Annotated in this window: 16 protein-coding genes and 1 tRNA gene; 12 read left to right on the top strand and 5 right to left on the bottom strand. The window is 62.9% G+C overall.

Annotated features, from left to right (window positions below; all coding sequences use genetic code 11):
• Positions 1–17: 17 nt before the first annotated feature.
• The 5 genes from FQP90_RS10215 to FQP90_RS10195 all read right to left on the bottom strand — a co-directional run bounded on the left by FQP90_RS10215 (position 18) and on the right by FQP90_RS10195 (position 4,253).
• Positions 18–1,034, bottom strand: coding sequence for a M4 family metallopeptidase (locus tag FQP90_RS10215; RefSeq protein ID WP_144650040.1), 1,017 nt, complete (start codon positions 1,032–1,034; stop codon positions 18–20).
• A 184-nt stretch (positions 1,035–1,218) separates the two neighbouring features.
• A tRNA-Arg gene (locus FQP90_RS10210) sits at positions 1,219–1,291 on the bottom strand.
• A gap of 105 nt (positions 1,292–1,396) precedes the next feature.
• Positions 1,397–2,899: an FAD-dependent oxidoreductase gene (locus FQP90_RS10205; RefSeq protein ID WP_144649821.1), complete on the bottom strand. Its 1,503-nt coding sequence runs from the start codon at positions 2,897–2,899 to the stop codon at positions 1,397–1,399.
• Positions 2,896–3,768, bottom strand: coding sequence for an FAD:protein FMN transferase (locus FQP90_RS10200; RefSeq protein ID WP_144649819.1), 873 nt, complete (start codon positions 3,766–3,768; stop codon positions 2,896–2,898). The genes FQP90_RS10205 and FQP90_RS10200 overlap by 4 nt, the downstream gene beginning before the upstream one ends.
• Before the next feature lie 5 nt (positions 3,769–3,773).
• Positions 3,774–4,253, bottom strand: a complete 480-nt coding sequence (locus FQP90_RS10195; RefSeq protein WP_144649817.1) for an FMN-binding protein — start codon at positions 4,251–4,253, stop codon at positions 3,774–3,776.
• A gap of 250 nt (positions 4,254–4,503) precedes the next feature.
• Between FQP90_RS10195 and argS the strand changes: the two genes are divergently transcribed.
• From argS to FQP90_RS10135, 12 genes are all read left to right on the top strand, one after another.
• A complete protein-coding gene (argS, locus tag FQP90_RS10190) occupies positions 4,504–6,153 on the top strand; it encodes an arginine--tRNA ligase (protein WP_144649815.1) in 1,650 nt (549 codons plus the stop codon).
• A gap of 4 nt (positions 6,154–6,157) precedes the next feature.
• Entirely contained in the window at positions 6,158–7,630 is a 1,473-nt protein-coding gene (lysA, locus tag FQP90_RS10185; RefSeq protein ID WP_144649813.1) for a diaminopimelate decarboxylase, read from the top strand.
• On the top strand, positions 7,623–8,939 hold the full coding sequence (locus FQP90_RS10180) for a homoserine dehydrogenase (RefSeq protein ID WP_144649811.1): 1,317 nt from the start codon (positions 7,623–7,625) through the stop codon (positions 8,937–8,939). The genes lysA and FQP90_RS10180 overlap by 8 nt, the downstream gene beginning before the upstream one ends.
• Positions 8,940–10,043 (top strand): threonine synthase, encoded by a 1,104-nt coding sequence (gene thrC, locus FQP90_RS10175; protein ID WP_144649808.1) that lies wholly within the window; start codon positions 8,940–8,942, stop codon positions 10,041–10,043.
• 2 nt (positions 10,044–10,045) lie between these two features.
• A complete protein-coding gene (gene thrB / locus FQP90_RS10170) occupies positions 10,046–11,020 on the top strand; it encodes a homoserine kinase (protein WP_144649806.1) in 975 nt (324 codons plus the stop codon).
• A gap of 304 nt (positions 11,021–11,324) precedes the next feature.
• Positions 11,325–13,469: a transcription termination factor Rho gene (gene rho, locus FQP90_RS10165; protein WP_144649804.1), complete on the top strand. Its 2,145-nt coding sequence runs from the start codon at positions 11,325–11,327 to the stop codon at positions 13,467–13,469.
• 253 nt (positions 13,470–13,722) lie between these two features.
• Complete coding sequence (gene prfA / locus FQP90_RS10160) at positions 13,723–14,796, top strand: peptide chain release factor 1 (RefSeq protein WP_014922181.1); 1,074 nt, start codon at positions 13,723–13,725, stop codon at positions 14,794–14,796.
• Positions 14,797–14,839: 43 nt separating this feature from the next.
• The gene (gene prmC, locus FQP90_RS10155; protein WP_144649802.1) at positions 14,840–15,712 is read left to right on the top strand and encodes a peptide chain release factor N(5)-glutamine methyltransferase; all 873 of its coding nucleotides are present in this window, start codon (positions 14,840–14,842) and stop codon (positions 15,710–15,712) included.
• 12 nt (positions 15,713–15,724) lie between these two features.
• Positions 15,725–16,663, top strand: a complete 939-nt coding sequence (locus FQP90_RS10150) for an L-threonylcarbamoyladenylate synthase (RefSeq protein WP_244296646.1) — start codon at positions 15,725–15,727, stop codon at positions 16,661–16,663.
• On the top strand, positions 16,660–17,445 hold the full coding sequence (locus FQP90_RS10145; protein WP_144649800.1) for a WecB/TagA/CpsF family glycosyltransferase: 786 nt from the start codon (positions 16,660–16,662) through the stop codon (positions 17,443–17,445). The genes FQP90_RS10150 and FQP90_RS10145 overlap by 4 nt, the downstream gene beginning before the upstream one ends.
• Entirely contained in the window at positions 17,446–18,402 is a 957-nt protein-coding gene (locus FQP90_RS10140; RefSeq protein ID WP_144649798.1) for a glycosyltransferase, read from the top strand.
• A 281-nt stretch (positions 18,403–18,683) separates the two neighbouring features.
• On the top strand, positions 18,684–19,796 hold the full coding sequence (locus FQP90_RS10135; RefSeq protein WP_144649796.1) for an MraY family glycosyltransferase: 1,113 nt from the start codon (positions 18,684–18,686) through the stop codon (positions 19,794–19,796).
• Positions 19,797–19,896: the final 100 nt, after the last annotated feature.

The following is a 19,896-nucleotide window of genomic DNA, read 5'->3' as shown; positions in this document are numbered from 1 at the left end:
CCGGTCCCGCCACCTGACTAAACCTTGACCTTCACAGTGTCCCACGCCTTCCGGACGGCGTCATGCTCCGGTGAGCCGGCACCGAAGAGTTCTTCCGCAGTCGTAACCGTGGTCTTCGCGAACTTGCCGAAGGTGCACGTCGCCGGGAGCGCTCCGCTGGTCAACGTGCCGTACCAGATCTGGCCGGGTGCCTCCCACGCATTTCCCCCGAGCTCTTCAGCCACTACGTAGAAGGCCCGGTTGGGAATGCCCGAGTTGATGTGCACGCCGCCGTTGTCCGCACTGGTTCGCACGTAGGTGTCCATGGAGTCGGGCTGCGGGTCCTTACCCAGAACGTCGTCGTCATAGGCGGTGCCCGGTGCTTTCATGGAGCGAAGGGCCGCACCCTGGACTTGATCGGTGAAGAGTCCCTCGCCAATGAGCCAACTCGCCTGCTCAACGGATTCCTGCTTCAGATACTGCTCAACCAGGACCCCAAAAACGTCAGACATTGACTCGTTGAGCGCCCCTGCCTGGTTCCGATAGGCCAGGTTGGCCGTGTATTGGGTGACACCGTGGGCCAGTTCGTGGCCGATCACGCTGACGGACTTGGTGAAGCGTTGAAAGATTTGGCCGTCACCGTCGCCGAAAACCATCTGGCTCCCATCCCAGAAGGCGTTGTCATAGAGCGTTCCGTAGTGGACGGTGGCATCCAGGGCAAGACCGGCGTCATCGATGGAATCCCGGCCGAAGATCTCCCCGTACAGGCGATGCGTGCTTCCCAGGCCGTCATAAGCTTCGTCCGCGGCGGTATCCCCAACCGGTGGCGCACCCTCCTTGCGCACGACGCGGCCAGGGAGGTTTTCCGATGACTCGGCGTCGAAGATGGTCCGCTGCGGCGGCCCTGGCTTGGCTTGCCGGGCACTGGGCGGCGCCGGGGGAATCGGAGCCGTGCGGATGGCCTGCAGGTCCTTGATGTGCAGGAGGGACTCTTTGGCGGCCCGGGCAACGGCCCGCAGCCGGGGTTCGTTCTGGGCGGCAATCCGGCGCAGCATGTAAGGCGGGACGATGGAGCAAATCACGGCAAACCCCTTTGGCTATCGACTAAGACCAACTGGGATCAGCCTAGGAGCAAGGACGGACAATATTGCGCGGTGAACCCGGCAAGCCTTGAACTGATAGTCGGAATCCGGCAGACAAAAATACCCCCGCCAGCAGGACTGGCGGGGGTATTCATTGTGCCCTCGATAGGATTCGAACCTACGGCCTTCTGCTCCGGAGGCAGACGCTCTATCCCCTGAGCTACGAGGGCATCCAGGGTTCCCTCCGTTGCCGGTGGGACGTCCTAGAGCTTAGCAGCCACTGCGCCGCAAAGGAAAACCCGGCGCGGCGGACGTATGTACTGGTCAGCAGCGAGTCAGTACCCGGCAAACGAGTCCACATGGACCCGCCGGGCTCCCGCCCCACGTGCAGCAGCGCGCAGGGAATCAACACTCGCTGGCGAACCTGAGACGAACACTTCCCTGTCCGCGATATCCGGTACCAGCTCCTTGAGGCGTGTTGCATCGATCCGGGACGAGCCGGCGTCGATCATGAATTCCGGGGGAGTGGAGCCGTCGGCGAGCCTTGCGATGACCGCCGCTCCTGATGCTTCCAGTTGCTCAACGCAGGCCAACTCGTCGCGCCCCTTCGCCAGGTACAGCACCACGGTGTCGCGGGCGGTGCCGTCGGCTGCAAGTTGCGACAAGAAAGGTGTGATCCCGATGCCTGCGGCTATCAGCAGGACCGGCTTCCCGGCGTCGTGCGGTAACAGGAAGTCCCCACCAACAGCCGTCGCCGAGACGCTGTCCCCGGGGCGAAGCGCCAGGAGAGCCTTCTTGGCCGTCGACAAGGGCTCTGCAGTACCGACGCCGAAAGTTACCTCCGGCGCGCCGGGGGCACTGGTGATGCTGAAAACCCTCCGGCGGCCCTTGCCGTCGGAACCGGAATGCGGGAGGTTGAGTTCCATGAACTGGCCGGCGGCGAAACGGACCGGCCGTTGCGGTTCGAACTTGAATTCCGTGCTGCCGGGGGTGAGGGCGCGCGAACCCTTGAAGGTCAATTCCACTCCGCCGCGCTGTCCCAGGAAGAACGCGGCGAGGTTGCCCAGCAGGAGTGCCAGTTCGGGGGAGTTGGCCACGAAGCCAAAGTTGTAGGGAACAGCAAAAACAACACCCACGACGGCGGCAAGCGCTAACTGTTGCCAGCGGCGCGGAGGCAGGGTGAGGGGCTCCGAGAGCATGAAGCCCACGAAGAAGAGGAGCGGCCGCTGCGCCAGCGACTGCCACAAGGCCTGGCCAAAGGTCATGCTGCGGCCCAGAAGCTCAATGGTGATGATGCTCGTGGCGGCCACCAGGAACACCCCGGCCATGAGCAGTTTTCGGGTGCGGTAGAGGACAGCCAGCACACCGGGCACCAAGAGCCACAGCATCGCCGGAGTGGCTGCCCACCACGTGGCGATGTTCAGCCCGGTCAGGCCGGTTATGAACGCACCGGCCGCGGCAGGATTGAAGATGTGCCGTCCGCGAAACGCCAAGGCGTACTTGGAAACACTTGCCAGCACGCAAGCCAAGGCCACGCCCGCCATGTCAGTGGCTCCGAAGGTAGGCCAGAACAGGAAGTAGAGCAGCAGCCCGGTGATGAGCGACGACTCCGTGTGCGGCTTGACCCGGAACACCACAGCGAGAAGGCGGTTGGAGGCATAAGTGACGCCCAGGCACAGCGCCAGATGCGCCAGCATTTGAGGAAGCCCGAAGGTCAGCCACCCCAACACGTTCAGAAGCATGCTGTAGGCGACCAGCACGCCCAATACCCAGAGGACCAGGCGGTACATGGTGAAGCGGCCCAGCCAGGTGTCCAGTCGGGACTTAGCGGCAATCATGTGAACAGTCTCCCCTCAAAATGCCTCGAAAACGTGGCAGCGCCATTTGAGGACACTCTGAGCCACGAGAAATCGAAGTCCTCCTCCAACGAGGAAGGTTCCATCATGAACATGGCCGTGGCCAAGGCATCGGCCACCATGGCGCTCGCAGCCAAGGTCCACGTCGCCACTGTGGTTTCGATGGGCTTGCCCGTGGTGCCATCCAGGACATGGTGCAGCCCGTCACCCCATGCACGCCGATTCGAAGCCGACGCGCACAGTGCAGAATTCTGCAATTCCAGGGTGCCGATGGCTTGCTTCGGGTTGTAGGGGTGCTCCAACGCCACGGTGACCGGCTGGCTTCCAGCATGCAGCATGTCGCCGCTGCCATCCACCAGGAAATCGCTGTGCCCGGAGGCGCGCAGGACTTCGCCCAGGAGATCCACGAGCTGGCCTTTTCCGGCGGCACCGATGTCCAGGACCAGCGGCTCCTTGGCGGTCAGCTGTGTGCCGGACCACTCCAGGACGTCTTCCCACCGCGGCGCGGCCTCGGGGTTGCCCGAAGGTTTCAGGGTGTAGCCGGCATCGTAACCCAGCCGTTCGAGGCTGGTGCCAATGAGTGGGGTCATGGCGGCGTCACTGAGTTGATAGAGCGTCGAATAGAGGCTTTGGAGGGCCACTGCGTGCTCCGGAAGCGTGATGCTCCCAGGGCCCCGGGACAGACCGGAGACCAGCGAATCCTGCCGGAACCGAGACCACGTCGCGTCGTACGCTGCGACTGTCTGAAGCAGTTGGTGACTGACAGTGGGAGCCAGCACCTCCGGCGTCGAAATTTCCCACTGCGTACCGATCCCTTCGAAGCTGAAGATGCTCCAGCCAGGGTGCGGCATGGCTGCTACTTGGCCTGGGACTTGATCTGTTCCACGGCTTCGTTGAAGCCGCCGGAAGTCAGGGATGACCCTGCAACCTTGGAGACATTGAGTTCGTCGATGTCCTTGCCCACGATCTGGGCGGCGATGCCACTGGCGAACTCGCCCTGGAACTTCTTGGTGTTCGGGTTGGAAGGGTGCACCGTGATGTTGACGGCGGATACCTTGTCAGCGGCGAGCGTCAGTTCAACGCCCACCGTTTCCTGGCCATTGGGCGACGTGTAGGTGCCATCGGAGCTGTAGGTTCCGTCCTTATACGTCGACTCACCGCTGGCGGCGGCCGCGCCAGACGACGAAGGGCTGGTGGTGGAGGCCTGCCCGCCATTCTGGGTGGCGGGGGTTTGGGTGGACGGGGACTCCGTGGTGGGAGCGCACGCAGCGGCTGTTCCCATGATGGAGAGACCTGCGATACCAACGTAGAGGCTCTTGCGGAGTGGCGTAGTCATGATTCTGCTCGTTTCAACTGGACAAGATTGGTCGATGGGCAATGGAGTCAAAGACAGTGAAGTCGACGGACACTGGGTTGCTTCGGGAGGACCAACGAGGCCACCTCCTACGTCTTCACAACGTTGAATTCAGCGTAATGGTTCAGTCTGTGGCGCCCGATAGCTGTTCCTGTGTGCTGGCTGTGTCCACATTTTCCACATAAGGGACCCTCAATTCCGCGACTTTGCAGGCCCCCGGTAGGCTAGATGCGTGACTCCCGAAGAACTCTCTGCTGCCATATCCGCCTGCCTTAAGGACGCCGTCTCTACCGGTGAAATCGCCTTGACGGAATCTGCTGTGCCCGACGCCGTGCGAGTGGAGCGACCCAAGAACAGGGATCACGGAGACTGGGCCACCAACATCGCCCTGCAGTTGTCCAAGCAGGCCGGTATGAATCCCCGCGAATTCGCCGGCATCCTCAGTAACCATTTGCAGGGTATTCCCGGCGTTACCGGAGTGGAAATCGCTGGGCCGGGCTTCCTGAACATCACGGTGGATGCGGCAACGGCGGGTGCCCTTGCCAAAGCCATTGTTGAGGCCGGAACCTCGTACGGGACCAACACGGCGCTCGCAGGCCGCGTGGTCAACATGGAATTCGTTTCCGCCAACCCCACGGGTCCGCTGCATATCGGACACACGCGCTGGGCTGCCTTGGGCGACGCCATCGCCCGTGTCCTGCGTGCCTCGGGAGCCGACGTCACGGCCGAGTATTACATCAACGACGCCGGCTCGCAGATGAACGTCTTCGCCAACTCCGTGCTCTCCCGCCTTCACGGCCGGGGCGTCCCGGAGGGCGGCTACCCGGGCGAATACATCCGCGAACTCGGTGACGAAGTCCTGAAGGCACATCCGGACATCCGCGAGCTGACGGATGAGGCCGCGCTGCCGGTCATTCGCGCCGCTGCCTACGAGGCACAGATGGCCGACATCAAGTCAACGTTGGCTGAATTCGGCGTGGAGTTCGATGTCTTCTTCTCGGAAAAGGAACTGCACGACGCCGGCGCCATCGAATCTGCCGTGGCCCGCCTTCGCGAGCAGGGCCATGTATTCGACGACGGCGGTGCCGTCTGGTTGCGCACCACCGACTTCGGCGACGACAAAGACCGTGTCATGATCCGTGCCAACGGTGAACCGACGTACTTCGCTGCTGACGCTGCCTACTACCTTTCCAAGAAGGACCGTGGGTTTACCGAAAAGATCTACCTCCTCGGTGCCGACCACCACGGGTACATCAACCGCCTGAAGGCCATTGCGGCCTGCGCTGGAGACGACCCCGAGGTCAACATCGAGGTCCTGATCGGGCAGCTCGTGTCAGTCAATGGTGCCAAGCTGTCAAAGCGTGCAGGCAACATCATCGAGTTGAAGGACCTCATTTCCTGGCTCGGCAAGGACGCAGTCCGCTACTCACTGGCACGTTTCCCTGCTGACTCGCCGTTGACACTGGACCCCGAGCTGTTGAAGAAGCACAGCAACGAGAACCCCGTCTTCTACGTGCAGTACGCGCACGCCCGTTCCCGCGGCACGGCACGCAACGCCGCCGAGGCAGGCGTGGATCGCTCGGTCTTCGACGCGTCGCTGCTCGATCACGCCACGGAAAACGAGTTGCTGTCCTACCTCGGCAGCTACCCGTCCATCGTCGCCAAGGCAGCGGAACTGCGCGAGCCGCACCGTGTGGCCCGCCATCTCGAAGTCATCGCGGGTGCGTACCACCGCTGGTACGACGCTTGCCGCGTTTCCCCGCTGGGAGACGAACCTGTTCAGGACGTCAACCGCACTCGCCTGTGGCTGAACGACGCCACCAGCCAGGTGCTCGCCAACGGACTCGAACTGCTGGGCGTCTCGGCGCCGGAACGGATGTAGGGAAATGAACACAGACGCTGCACACGCTTCTCCGCTTGCGCCGGAGTGGCTGGCCGTTCCCGGGGACCTCAATGCCCTGCAGGCGCCGATGTGGGCGGCCGGAGTCGAGAAGAACGACGCCGGCGAGGTCACCATCGACGGGATTCCTGTCAGTGTGCTCAAGGAACAGTTCGGCACCCCGCTTTTCGTGATGAGTGAATCGGACTTCCGTTCCCGTGCCCGGGCGTTCAAGGACGCCTTTGATGCAGCATTCGAGGACATTTGTGGGGGAGTGGACGTCTACTACGCCGGCAAGTCGTTCCTTTGCACCGCCGTAGCCAGCTGGGTGGCCGACGAGGGCCTGCGCCTGGACACCTGCTCCGGCGGTGAGCTTGCTGTTGCCGCCCGGGCGGGAATTGAGGGGGCCCACCTTGGGCTGCACGGCAATAACAAGTCGGATGCCGAAATCAACCGTGCCTTGGACATGGCGGTTGGCAGGATCGTGGTGGACAGCCTCGATGAACTTGAGCGCGTAGCCAAGATCGCCTCCAGCCGGGGCGAGACAGCCAAGGTCATGCTCCGTCTGACCCCTGGCGTGCACGCCCACACCCATGAGTTCATTGCCACCGCCCACGAGGACCAGAAGTTCGGCCTTTCCATGGCAGAGGACTCCACCGAGGAAGCAGGGCTGTCCGCAGCGGAGGAAGCGGTAGCAGCAGCCACGTCCTATCCCAGCATCGAACTGCTGGGCCTGCACTGCCACATCGGCTCCCAGATCTTTGAACCGGACGGCTTTGCCGTGGCAGCGGAAAAGCTCGTTGGCTTCCTTGCTGCCATGCAGGCCAAGTACTCCATCCACTTGCCTGAGCTGGACCTCGGTGGTGGGTACGGCATTGCCTACACCCCGGTGGACACTCCCCGGCCGCCAGCCGAGATCGCTCAGGCGATGGCCGCCGTCGTGCGTTCCACATGTAGTGAGCTTGGCATTACGCCTCCGCGAATCTCCATTGAACCGGGACGCGCCATCGTAGGCAGCACCACGTTCACCCTCTATGAAGTCGGCACCCTCAAAACCGTGCGTGTTGACGCTCCGGAGGGTGCAATAGGGCAGGAGAACGTTACGTATCCGCGGCGCTATGTGTCGGTGGACGGCGGCATGAGCGACAACGCCCGTCCAGTGCTTTACGACGCGGATTATTCGGCAATTTTGGCCTCCCGGGACTCGGAGGCGGCACCGCAGCTGTCCCGAGTAGTGGGCAAACATTGCGAGAGCGGCGACATAGTTGTTAGAGATGTATATCTGCCCGCGGATGTGGCAGCCGGTGATTTGCTCGCAGTACCGGGTACCGGCGCCTACTGCTGGGCCCTCTCCAGCAACTACAACTACCTGGCCCGGCCTGGCGTTGTCGCTGTACGCGACGGAGCCGCCCGGCTGATTGTCCGCGGGGAAACCGAAGAAGATCTCTTGAACCGCGACATGGGAGTGGCGAATGTCTGAAGTGCGAACCTTGAAGGTGGCCCTGCTGGGCTGTGGCAACGTTGGGGCCCAGGTTGCGCGGATTCTGATTGACGACGCCGAGGCCCTCGCTGCCCGCAGCGGTGCCCGTCTGGAACTGTCAGGCATTGCCGTGCGCAACATCGACTCCCCGCGCGATGTCGAATTGCCCCGTGAGCTGTTCACCACGGACGCCGACACCCTGGTCAAGGATGCAGACCTGGTCATCGAACTGATGGGCGGCATTGAGCCGGCCCGTTCGTTAATCCTGACGGCCATCCAGAACGGCGCCTGTGTCGTCACCGGGAACAAGGCCCTGCTTGCGCAGGACGGACCCACGCTGTACGAAGAGGCTGATAAGGCCGGCGTCCAGCTGTCCTACGAGGCCGCTGTGGCGGGCGCAATCCCGATCCTGCGACCGATCCGCGACAGCTTGTCCGGAGACCGCATCACCCGTGTGCTGGGCATCGTCAACGGCACCACCAACTTCATCCTTGACCAAATGGACAGCACCGGTGCTCAGTTCGCAGATGCCCTCGCCGAAGCGCAGCGCCTCGGATACGCCGAAGCCGACCCCACCGCAGACGTCGAAGGCCACGACGCAGCAGCGAAGGCAGCGATCCTTGCGTCGCTGTCTTTCCACACACGCTTTTCCCTGGACGATGTCTACTGCGAAGGCATCACCAAGGTCAGCGCCGAAGACATCGCTTCAGCCAAGGAAGCCGGCTTCGTCATCAAGCTTCTTGCCATCGCCGAGAAGATTGGCTCCTCGGACAACGGCAGCGGCATTTCCGTGCGGGTGCACCCCACCCTTCTGCCGCGCGAACACCCGCTGGCGGCCGTCCGCGGAGCCTTCAACGCTGTCTTCATCGAGGCAGAGAACGCCGGGGAGCTGATGTTCTACGGCCAGGGGGCGGGTGGAACCCCCACCGCTTCCGCCGTGCTGGGCGACCTCGTCTCTGCTGCTCGCAGGCTGGTGCTGGGCGGCCCGGGCCGTACCGAAACCACCACGGGCCACGTCCCGGCGCTTGCCATCGACGCCTCCAACACGAGCTACTACATCGGTCTGGACGTCGCTGACCAAGCCGGTGTGCTGGCCCGGATTGCCCACATCTTTGCGGAAAACGGCGTTTCCATCGAAATCATGCGCCAGACGATCCACCGCGACTCTGCCTCGAACGTTGAGTCGGCCGAGCTGAAGATCGTGACGCACCGTGCGTCCGAAGCTGCACTCGCAGCAACCGTTGAGGCCGTAAAAGGCCTGGACGTCATCAATTCTGTAACATCCGTTCTGCGGGTAGAAGGGGTCTAAGTGGCTCACCAATGGCGCGGAGTAATCCGTGAATATGCTGATCGTTTGCCCGTAACGGAAGCCACCAAGGTCATCACCCTCGGCGAGGGCGGAACTCCGCTTGTCCACGCCCGGAAGCTTTCCGAACTGACCGGCTCAGAGGTCTACCTCAAGGTCGAGGGCATGAACCCGACCGGTTCCTTCAAGGACCGCGGCATGACTATGGCAATGACGGCTGCTGTCGAAGCAGGAGCCAAGGCAGTCGTGTGCGCCTCCACCGGCAACACGTCCGCCTCGGCTGCGGCCTATGCCACAGCCGCCGGCCTCAAGTGTGCCGTGCTGGTGCCCGAGGGAAAGATCTCCATGGGCAAGCTGAGCCAGGCCATCGCACATGGTGCCACCTTGCTGCAGGTTGACGGCAACTTCGACAACTGCCTGGACATCGCTCGTAAGCTTGGCGAGGCCTACCCGGTGTTCCTGGTGAACTCCGTGAACCCTGCCCGCATCCAGGGCCAGAAGACCGGCGCTTTCGAAGTTGTTGACTCCCTGGGCGATGCCCCGGACATCCATGTGCTGCCCGTCGGGAACGCCGGCAACATCAGCGCCTACTGGAAGGGTTACAAGGAGTACTCCGCTCCCTTCGAAACTGCCAATGGGACGCTGCCGGCAGTGTCCACCAAGACGCCCATTATGTGGGGTTTCCAAGCTGCAGGTGCCGCGCCGTTCGTTGCGGGACACCCCATCACCGAGCCTGACACGATTGCCACAGCCATCCGAATCGGCAACCCTGCTTCATGGGACACCGCCGTCGCGGCCCGCGACGAATCGGGCGGACTGATTGAGGCCGTCACGGATGACGAGATCCTGGCCGCACACCGCTGGCTGTCAGCCAAGGAAGGCGTCTTCGTCGAACCCGGCTCCGCTGCCGGGGTTGCGGGCCTGATCAAGAAGCACGCTGCAGGCGAGGTTCCCTCGGGCAAGACCATCGTTATCACTGTCACCGGCCACGGGCTCAAGGATCCGCAGTGGGCCCTCCGCACCGAAGACGGCAGTGACGTCCAGCCCGTCAAGGTGCCGAACGACGTCGTGACCGTTGCCGCAGAACTGGGACTGGAAGAAAACTAAGAGTGGAATCAACGCAGCCCACCGCGACTGATCGTGCACTTGTCGCGGCAGGCCAGCGGCTGACCGTCAAGGTCCCCGGTACGAGTGCCAACCTGGGCCCCGGCTACGACAGCCTCGGCTTGGCCCTGTCCATTTACGACACCCTGACCGTGGAGACGCTGAGCACCGGAGAGCTCGAGTTCGAGCTCTCCGGTGAGGGCGCTGACACCCTCCCGCGCGATGCCAGCCACCTGGTGGTCCGTGCCATCGACCTGGCGTTGGACCGCCTCGGCTTCCAGCGGTCCGGCCTGAGAATCACTGCTGACAATGTCAACCCCCATGGGCGCGGATTGGGCTCTTCTGCCTCCGCTGTGGTTGCAGCTGTCACGGCCGCCAACGCGTTGGTGCCCGCGGAGTCACAGCAGAACCGCGATTGGATCCTGCAGCTGACCAGCGAGATGGAAGGCCATCCGGACAACGTCGCACCTGCGATTTTCGGCGGACTCGCGCTGTCATGGCAGGACAGCGAGCAGTACAGCAGTACCCATGCCGACGTCGCGCCGACCGTCATTCCCGTAGTGGCCGTCCCGGACTACGAGTTGTCCACGGAGACCGCGCGTGGTTTGCTCCCGGCATCCGTTGGTCACCATGCAGCTGCCATGAATTCCGGGCGGGCCGCCTTGCTGATCCATGCGCTGACGGCCCAACCTGAGTTCCTGTTGCCTGGTACCGAGGATTACCTTCACCAGAGCTACCGTGCCCAGGCCATGCGCCCCAGTGCTGACCTCATTGCCGCCCTTCGAACAGCCGGTCACGCGGCAGTCGTTTCCGGAGCAGGACCCACCGTGATGGTGCTGGCAAACGGCGAAGGCGAAGCGGCTGCGGTTGTTGATTTCATTGAGGCATTCACCTCGTCCAACACACCCGACGTTGGTTGGCGCGTGATGACGCTGGCTGTGGACGTTCAAGGTGCTAGAGTGGAAGTGCACCGCCGGTAAAGCCGCGGGCAGTTCCCTGATTTTGGATTTCGGTGGTTTCGCCGTACCTTTCGTCAACTGTGCCAACGTTGGTGGTGTCGTCTCTTTCCGGCCTGTCTCAGGTGCCGCAGAACTCTCTGTTTCCTGATTATTCAGCCGGCTGTCCGGGCAACTGGATCCAGTGAAGACGATCAGTATCCGGCCCTGTTGGCCACAATCCATCAGGCACGGCCAAATTCACCGGCTGCAGATCTGAACTGCAGCCCAGAACAAATCATCGCGTCCAGCTCTCGCTCTGGACGCCGTCGAGGGGGAAGGATCCTTCGTGACAGAAACCACTGAGCTGGCTTCAGCTGTGGACACAACATCTTCTGCTGCTGAGTCGTCAACTGCAGCAACCACCAAGAGCAGCGGCCTTGCAGGCCTTAAGCTCGCCCAGCTCCAGGCTCTCGCGAGCCAGCTGGGCATCTCCGGGGGATCCCGTATGCGCAAGGGGGACTTGGTCACGGCCATTTCGGCCCATCGTGCCGGTACCTCCACTGCCAAAGCACCGGCCAAGGCCACGGCTCCGGCAAAGGGAGCCACGGCTGTGGTCAAGGAAGCCCCGGCTGCCAAGTCCAAGGCCGCTGACACCGGTGCTGCCGCTGAGGTTGCTGCCGAGACTCCGGCTGAGGAAGCACCCCGCAGCCGTGGACGTGGCCGCAGCCGCCGCGCCACCAGCGATGGTGTTGTGGCAGCACCGGAAACCGCTGCTGCTCCCGCGGAAACGGCAACGGCAACGGCACCCGAAGCTGCCACTCCGGCAGCAGCCGAAGCTACCGACGCCGGTACCGAGCGTCGTCAGCCGCGCACCCGCAACCGCCGCCGTGGCGAAGCTGCCGCAGCCCCCGCTGAAGCAGCAGAGGCCCCGGCAACGGAGCAGCGCGAGCAGCGGGCTGACCGCACCGAACAGCGTGAGCAGCGTGCTGACCGCACAGAGCAGCGTGAGCAGCGTGAGCAGCGTGCCGACCGCACAGAACAGCGCGAGCAGCGTGAGCAGTCCGATTCGGGCGACCAGCAGCGCGAACGCCGCGACAACACCCGTGGACGCCGCGAAGACAACAACGACGGCGAGGACGGCGGCAACCGCCGTAACCGCCGCAACCGTCGTGACCGCAATGACCAGAACGACCGGAGCGATCGTCGGGGAGGTCAGGACAGCCGTGACGGCGGCAACACCCGCAGCGATCGCTTCCGCGACCGCAATGAGCGTCGTCGTGGCCGTGCGCAGGGACCGGACGTTGACGACGTCGAGGTCACTGAGGACGATGTGCTGCTTCCCGTTGCAGGCATCCTGGACGTCCTGGAGAACTACGCGTTCATCCGTACGTCCGGCTACCTCCCGGGCGCGAACGACGTCTACGTCTCCTTGGCACAGGTCAAGAAGTACAACCTCCGCAAGGGCGACGCCGTTGTCGGCGCCATCCGTGCACCGCGTGACGGCGAAGACCGCAGCCAGCAGTCGGCCCGCCAGAAGTTCAACGCCCTGGTTCGCGTCACTTCCGTCAACGGCAAGACGCCGGAAGAACTCAAGGACCGTGTCGAGTTCGCCAAGCTCGTACCGCTGTACCCGTCCGAGCGCCTGCGCCTCGAGACCGACCCCAAGAAGATCGGCCCGCGTGTCATCGACCTCGTGGCTCCGATCGGCAAGGGCCAGCGTGGCCTGATCGTCTCCCCGCCGAAGGCCGGCAAGACGCTCATCCTGCAGTCCATCGCGAACGCAATCACCACTAACAACCCTGAGGTCCACCTCATGATGGTGCTGGTTGACGAACGTCCCGAAGAAGTCACGGACATGCAGCGCACGGTCAAGGGCGAGGTCATTGCCTCCACCTTCGACCGTCCCGCCGACGACCACACCACGGTGGCCGAGCTCTCCATCGAGCGTGCCAAGCGCCTCGTGGAAATGGGCATGGACGTGGTGGTCCTCCTGGACTCCATGACCCGCCTGGGCCGTGCCTACAACCTGGCAGCACCGGCCTCCGGCCGTATCCTGTCCGGTGGTGTGGACTCCGCAGCCCTGTACCCGCCCAAGCGTTTCTTCGGCGCAGCCCGCAACATCGAGAATGGTGGCTCGCTCACCATCCTGGCAACGGCTCTGGTGGAGACCGGTTCCAAGATGGACGAAGTCATCTTCGAAGAGTTCAAGGGCACCGGCAACATGGAGCTCCGCTTGTCCCGCCAGCTGGCAGACAAGCGCATCTTCCCGGCCGTGGACGTCAACGCGTCCGGCACGCGCCGCGAAGAGAACCTGCTCTCGCCTGAAGAAGTCAAGATCATGTGGAAGCTGCGCCGCGTCCTTTCCGGCCTGGAGCAGCAGCAGAGCCTTGAGCTGCTGACCAACAAGATCCGGGAGACACAGAGCAACGTCGAGTTCCTCATGCAGGTACAGAAGACGACGCTCGGAGCGAAGTCGGACAACGACAAATAGCGTTATCTGGGGTGGGGCCGTCGAGTAATATTGCCGGCCCCGCCCCTTCGCGTTGCTGCTGACGTACTGCGTACGTCAGCAGCAACGCTACGACAGGCCCGATGCCACTCCCGGGCCGGCAATATTACTCGACGGCGGTCAGGTCACCTTGGGCGTTGCCGTCACCTTCGCTGGCCGGCTTATTTGAGCGGTTGGTCGTTAAGACACCAATCGTCGCAACTAGACTTGTCTGCGAGTCGAAAGAGGTTTGAAAATGTTTGAGTCCGTACAGGGATTGCTTGATGAGCATGCTGCTATCCAGGCGCAGTTGAGCGATCCTGCCGTTTATGCCGATCAATCTGCTGCCAGGAAATTGGGGCGGCGGTCCGCTCAGCTTCAGGGCATTGTGGAGGCGTACAACAAGTGGCGCGGACTCAATGACGATCTGGAAGCGGCCAAGGAAATGGCTGACGAGGATCCCGAATTTGCTGCCGAGGTTGTGCAGTTGGAGGAGCAGATACCGGCGGCACAGGAGCGATTGCGCCGCCTGTTGATCCCGCGCGATCCGGACGATGCCCGCAACGTCATCCTTGAAGTGAAGGGTGGCGAGGGTGGCGACGAAGCCGCCTTGTTCGCTGGCGACCTTCTGCGCATGTACATGCGTTATGCCGAATCGCGCGGCTGGAAGACCGAAATGATTTCCGCCACCGAGTCCGATCTTGGTGGCTACAAGGATGTCGCCGTCGCGATCAAGGGCAACTCGAATGATCCCGCGCAGGGCGTTTTTGCCCGTTTGAAGTTTGAGGGCGGCGTGCACCGTGTGCAGCGCGTCCCCGTTACTGAATCGCAGGGACGCATCCACACCTCGGCCGCCGGCGTTCTGGTGCTTCCCGAAGTGGACGAGCCCGAAGAACTCGAGATCAACCAGAACGACCTCAAGATCGACGTCTACCGGTCTTCCGGTCCCGGTGGGCAGTCCGTGAACACCACCGACTCGGCCGTCCGCATCACCCACTTGCCCACGGGCATCGTCGTCGCCATGCAGAACGAGAAGTCGCAGTTGCAGAACCGCGAAGCCGGCATGCGCGTCCTCCGCGCCCGACTCCTTGCCCACCAGCAGGAACAGATCGACGCCGCCAACTCCGAGCAGCGTAAGTCGCAGATCCGGACCATGGACCGTTCGGAGCGCATCCGCACGTACAATTTCCCGGAAAACCGCATTGCAGACCACCGCACGGGCTACAAGGCCTATAACCTCGACGCCGTGATGAACGGCGATCTTGAACCGGTCATCCAGTCGGCCATTGAAGCGGACGAACAGGCACGCCTGGACGCCATCGGCGAATAGCCGCACCCCAAGCGCCCACGAATTCAGCAATCAGGGTTCATCCATGACGTTTTATCAAGGCCAGAGCCTCGCGGAAGCTGTTCGCGAGGCTACTGCCGTTTTATCCGACGCCGGTGTCCCGAGCCCGCGGGTGGATGCAGAGTTGCTCGCCGGCCACCTGCTCGGAGTGGGCCTCGGTCGTCTGCGTGCCATGTTGCTCGGCGATGCCCCGGCTCCCGAAGGCTATGGAGAACTGGTGGAGGAGCGTGCCGGACGCGTCCCACTGCAGCACATCACCGGCGTCGCGTATTTCCGCCATCTTGAGTTGCGTGTGGGGCCGGGAGTCTTCATTCCCCGACCCGAAACTGAATCGGTGGTCCAATTGGTCATCGATCACGTCTCGGCAATGGAACATCCCAAGGTGGTGGACCTCGGCACCGGTTCCGGTGCCATCGCAGGCTCCATCGCCCACGAGGTGCAGGGCGCTGAAGTCCACGCCGTGGAATACAGCGCTCTGGCGCACGCGTGGGCTGCCGGAAACCTGAAACCCTTGGGCGTCACGCTGGTCCAGGGCGACCTGCGGGATGCCCTGCCCGAACACAACGGCACCTTCGACGTCGTGGTCTCCAATCCGCCCTACATCCCAGCCGAAGCGATACCCACGGAACCTGAAGTCGCACTGCATGATCCGCCGGAGGCGCTGTACGGTGGGGGAGCGGACGGCATGGAACTCCCGACGGCGGCAGCTGCCTCAGCGGCCCGCCTCCTGAAACCAGGCGGCTACTTCGTGATGGAACATGCGGAGGTCCAAGCAGGCTGGATCGCAGGAATGCTTCGACGCACGGGACGTTGGAATGACGTCACCACGCACTTTGACCTGAACGGCAAGGAACGTGCAACCAGCGCAGTGCTGGCGGGCACCGCTCCGGATGAGTGAAAGAATAGCGCTGTGACCACAACCTACAACTGCACTTCCGATGACCAGCGTGCTGAAGGACTTCAGCACGCCCAGCGTGCCATCAGCGAAAAGAAGTGCATCGTGCTGCCCACGGACACCGTCTATGGCATTGCCGCCGACGCCTTTTCGCCCCTGGCCGTGACCATGTTGCTGGCCTCTAAAGGACGCAGCAGGCAGATGCCTCCGCCGGTGTTGATCCCCCGGATCAATGCCTTGGACGGACTGGCGACCGATGTACCTGCTGATGCCCGGGCCCTCGCCCAGGCGTTCTGGCCGGGTGGCTTGACGCTGATCCTGCATGCCCAGCCCTCCTTGGACTGGGACCTCGGGGAGACCAAGGGCACCGTTGCCCTTCGGATGCCCGATGACCACCTTGCTTTGGACCTGTTGAGCATGACCGGACCCTTGGCGGTGTCGTCAGCAAACCGTACGGGCCAGGAAGCAGCGCAGACGGCTTCGGAGGCGCGCCTTCAGTTGGCAGAATCTGTCGAGGTCTACCTTGAAGGCGGGTTCCGGCCGGTGAAGGGCACCGCTGCCCTTCCGTCCACTATTGTCGATGCGACATCAACGCCGTTCCGTGTGGTTCGTCAAGGGGCCATTGAACTCGAACGTCTCCGCGAGATCGTTCCTTCGATCCTGGGCTTTGGTGAGACCGTCCCGGTCGAAGCAGTGCCTGTTGAAGGCCAGCCTGCGGAACAATCGGCTCGGGACGAAGTGGGTGCGGAAGAAGCAACTCCCGAGGCGGAGGCTGTAGAGGAGGGCACCACGGCGGATGGTTCGCCGCTGGACGCAACCGAAGCCGCCGCCGTCGAGGTTTCAACGCCGGAGGCTGTTGCGTCCGACGCAGCGGAACCGGAGGCGACGGATCCCGAGGCAGTTGTCACTGATGCCGTTGGAACTGATGCCCCAAGAGAAGCCAAGCCCGAATGATTCCTGACCGCCAGCGCGTCCCCGTCCTGGACGTCGACGCTACTCCGTTGCGTGTCAATGAACTCATGGATGCCATGGCCGGCTTGATCGCTGACGGGACCCCCGGCACTGTGCTCGGACACAACCTGCACAGCATCACCCTGTTTCATTCCTGCCAGGATTTTCGTTCGCTCTACCAAAACAGCTCGATTGTCCTCTTGGACGGTGCCCCGGTCGCAATGCTCTGGGGGCTCGCGCACAGGCGGCAACTGCGGCTCCTTGGCCAGGGGACCATGTCCTACCGGCTCGGCTCGATGGACTGGATCCCGGAGCTCGGCAACGTTACTGGGCTGGAGCGCGTGGCCGTGATCGGCGCCGGTCGGGAGGCCAACACCACCGCCGTTGCCCGGTTGCGGTCCATCATTCCAGGCGCCACGGTGGACGGCATGCCCGGCGAAGGATGGGATGACGCCTTGGAGTCTGCTGTGGTGAAGTGGCTCAAGGAATTCCGCCCGCAGTTGGTTTTGCTTGGCTTGGGGATGCCACTTCAGGAGTCCGTGCTGCTTCGCAGGCTCGGACAACTTCCGCCGGCTGTTTACTGCACCGTAGGCGGAGCCATTGAGCAGGTAGCAGGAATCCAGAAACTGGCACCGCGCTGGCTCGGGCGCTTGGGGCTTGAATGGGCCTGGCGCCTGGTTCTCCACCCGGGCCGGGTTGCCTACCGAGTATTCGTTGAACCTTGGAAGCTGGCGGGCCTGTTGATTCGGCGTCGCTTTCAACCATCCAAGACCAAAGGCAAGTAAATGACGTCCCAACCCGTTGTGGTCGCTGTCGTGGTGACCTATAACCGGCGTGAACTCCTCCAGACCACTTTGGCGGGCATCGCCTCCGGCACCCGGGTGCCGGACGCCGTCGTCGTCGTGGACAACGCTTCCACGGATGGAACTGCCGAGTTCCTCCGTGACTACCAAGGACCGGTGACCACCGACGTCGTCACCCTGAATACCAACGTTGGCGGTGCTGGCGGCTTTGTTGTTGGCATGGAACGTGCCCTCCTGGACCACGGTGCCCACCACGTGTGGATCATGGACGACGACACCGAACCGCAACCGAACGCACTCCGCGAGGCATTGGACGTTTCCCTGGCCTATCAGCAGGAGACAGGCCAGGCCCCGGCGTTCATCGCAAGCCGCGTGGTCTGGACCGACGGCCGGGACCACCCCATGAACCGTATGCGACCCCGAATGGGCGCCAGCGAGGAAGCCCGCAGCACTGCTGCGCGCCTGGGTGCCACCCAGATCCGCAGCGCCTCTTTTGTATCCGTGCTGATCCGTGCCGACGAAATCAGGGAACATGGGCTGCCGATCGCGGACTACTTTATCTGGAACGACGATCTCGAATTCACCGCCAGGGTGTCCCGCCGAGGGACCGCGCTGACCACCAATGCGTCAGTGGCCAATCATCACACAAAGGTCTTTGGCGACGCCGGGGCTGACCCTGGCCCACGCTTCTACTACGAAGTCCGAAACAAGATTTGGGTTTATACGAGGTCGAATGCCCTGGCACCGTGGGAAAAGGTTCTGTTCACCGGCGCTTCGCTCCGGAACTGGACCCGCACCATTGCCGCCTCGCCCAACCGCAAAGTGCTGCTGGCCGGTCTTTTCAAGGGCCTGCGGCACAGCCTGAGGGCGCCGCGTTCCAACGCACAAGTGCTCGACGGAGTCTACGCATTGCGCAACGTCCAGGAGCCGGTCAGGTAAAGGCCACGCAGCTTAACCCCAGCCAAACAAGCTGGGCCCTGCGGCTGCGTCACAGGGTGGTCACGGCCGTTGGCATTAGTATCGTGACTAGAGTCCACAGAAATCCCGCAACATTCGGCACAGCCGGTGCAGGCATGGCGACGGAGTAGTTCCATTTATCCAAAGACAGAATTCCACACCTTGAGCTGCCCGGAAATTCTCGGTCCTCAAGCGACGCACCGGCTGCGTTCGCTGGTCCGGGTTTCCGGTGCGGTTGGCGGGCTGCTCGCGGGAGCCGCGTCATGATCATGTATCTGCTGATGGCCCTCACGGCTGCCGTGGTGGCCTATGCGGGAACGTGGGGTGCCCGCGTGGTGGGAAACAAACTGCGGTTGTACCGTCCCATCCGTAGCCGGGACATGCACTCGGCCCTGATCTCCAAGCTCGGTGGGCTGGGCATTTTCGCCGGTTTCTTCGTTGCCTTGGTGGTTGCCAGCAATTCTTTCTTCGTGAAGGACATCTTCAGGCACAACGATGCCCCGTGGGGGATCCTTGCTGGTGCGGTGGTGATCGTTGCAGTGGGAGTCGCCGACGACATCCTGGACATCCGTTGGTGGATCAAACTGCTTGGTCAGGCCGCGGCGGCGTTCATCGTGGCCATTTGGGGCGTTCGAATGTCCGTGGTGCCCTTCATTCCAGAACCGATCTTCCTCGAGTCCGAGGTGGTTCAGATCGTGCTCACTGCCGGTCTCATCGTCACCACCATGAACGCCGTCAACTTCATCGATGGGCTGGATGGCTTGGCGGCCGGGGTGGCGACCATCGGTGGGGGAGCCTTCTTCCTCACCGCCTATTGGGTCCACAGGAACAATCCGTCCACTGACAATTCGGACCTCGCAACGCTCCTGATGGCTATCCTCGTCGGCAGTTGCATTGGCTTCCTGCCGCACAATTGGTTCCCCGCGAAGATTTTCATGGGGGACTCGGGCGCGATGCTCATCGGCCTGCTGATGGCCTCCGCCGGTGTCGTGGCCACCGGACAGATCGGTTCCGGCCTCTACGACCGGGCCAACGGTATTCCCACCGTCGTGCCCATTCTGCTTCCGTTCGCGGTTCTGTCCCTGCCCCTCCTTGACTTGGGGATGGCTGTCGTCCGTAGAACGGCGCGAGGCCAGTCGCCCTGGTCGGCAGACCGAGGGCACCTCCACCACAAGCTGGTGGACCTCGGGTACTCGCACCGCACCGCCGTCGTCATGCTGTACGTGTGGACCTGCATCCTGGCCTTCGGCGGCGTCGCCTTCGCCGTGTTCCCCTGGCAGATTGTGCTCATCGTGGTGATAGCGGCGGCGTTGGTCATGGCTGCTGTAACGGCGTGGCCTTACTTCACCCGGAACTCGACGCGGCCGGGGGAGTAGTTATGACGGCCGGTTATGGTCACAGTTCTATCTCATGTAGAATTCTTTCTGCGGACAGTCACTCGCCCGTAACCCCACTTTGAGAATATGGCACCCGTGC

It is taken from the genome of Paenarthrobacter nitroguajacolicus (assembly GCF_007786235.1).
Lineage (GTDB): Bacteria > Actinomycetota > Actinomycetes > Actinomycetales > Micrococcaceae > Arthrobacter > Arthrobacter nitroguajacolicus_A.
This window is presented reverse-complemented; position numbering and strand designations above follow the sequence as displayed.

Bases quoted from the DNA above. Each gene is read 5' to 3' on its own strand.
- FQP90_RS10135 (WP_144649796.1), top strand. From the start codon at position 18,684: ATGATCATGTATCTGCTGATGGCCCTCACGGCTGCCGTGGTGGCCTAT.
- prmC (WP_144649802.1), top strand. From the start codon at position 14,840: ATGACGTTTTATCAAGGCCAGAGCCTCGCGGAAGCTGTTCGCGAGGCT.
- prfA (WP_014922181.1), top strand. From the start codon at position 13,723: ATGTTTGAGTCCGTACAGGGATTGCTTGATGAGCATGCTGCTATCCAG.
- FQP90_RS10215 (WP_144650040.1), bottom strand. From the start codon at position 1,034: ATGCTGCGCCGGATTGCCGCCCAGAACGAACCCCGGCTGCGGGCCGTT.
- FQP90_RS10205 (WP_144649821.1), bottom strand. From the start codon at position 2,899: ATGATTGCCGCTAAGTCCCGACTGGACACCTGGCTGGGCCGCTTCACC.
- FQP90_RS10145 (WP_144649800.1), top strand. From the start codon at position 16,660: ATGATTCCTGACCGCCAGCGCGTCCCCGTCCTGGACGTCGACGCTACT.
- FQP90_RS10195 (WP_144649817.1), bottom strand. From the start codon at position 4,253: ATGACTACGCCACTCCGCAAGAGCCTCTACGTTGGTATCGCAGGTCTC.
- FQP90_RS10200 (WP_144649819.1), bottom strand. From the start codon at position 3,768: ATGCCGCACCCTGGCTGGAGCATCTTCAGCTTCGAAGGGATCGGTACG.
- FQP90_RS10140 (WP_144649798.1), top strand. From the start codon at position 17,446: ATGACGTCCCAACCCGTTGTGGTCGCTGTCGTGGTGACCTATAACCGG.
- FQP90_RS10180 (WP_144649811.1), top strand. From the start codon at position 7,623: ATGTCTGAAGTGCGAACCTTGAAGGTGGCCCTGCTGGGCTGTGGCAAC.
- lysA (WP_144649813.1), top strand. From the start codon at position 6,158: ATGAACACAGACGCTGCACACGCTTCTCCGCTTGCGCCGGAGTGGCTG.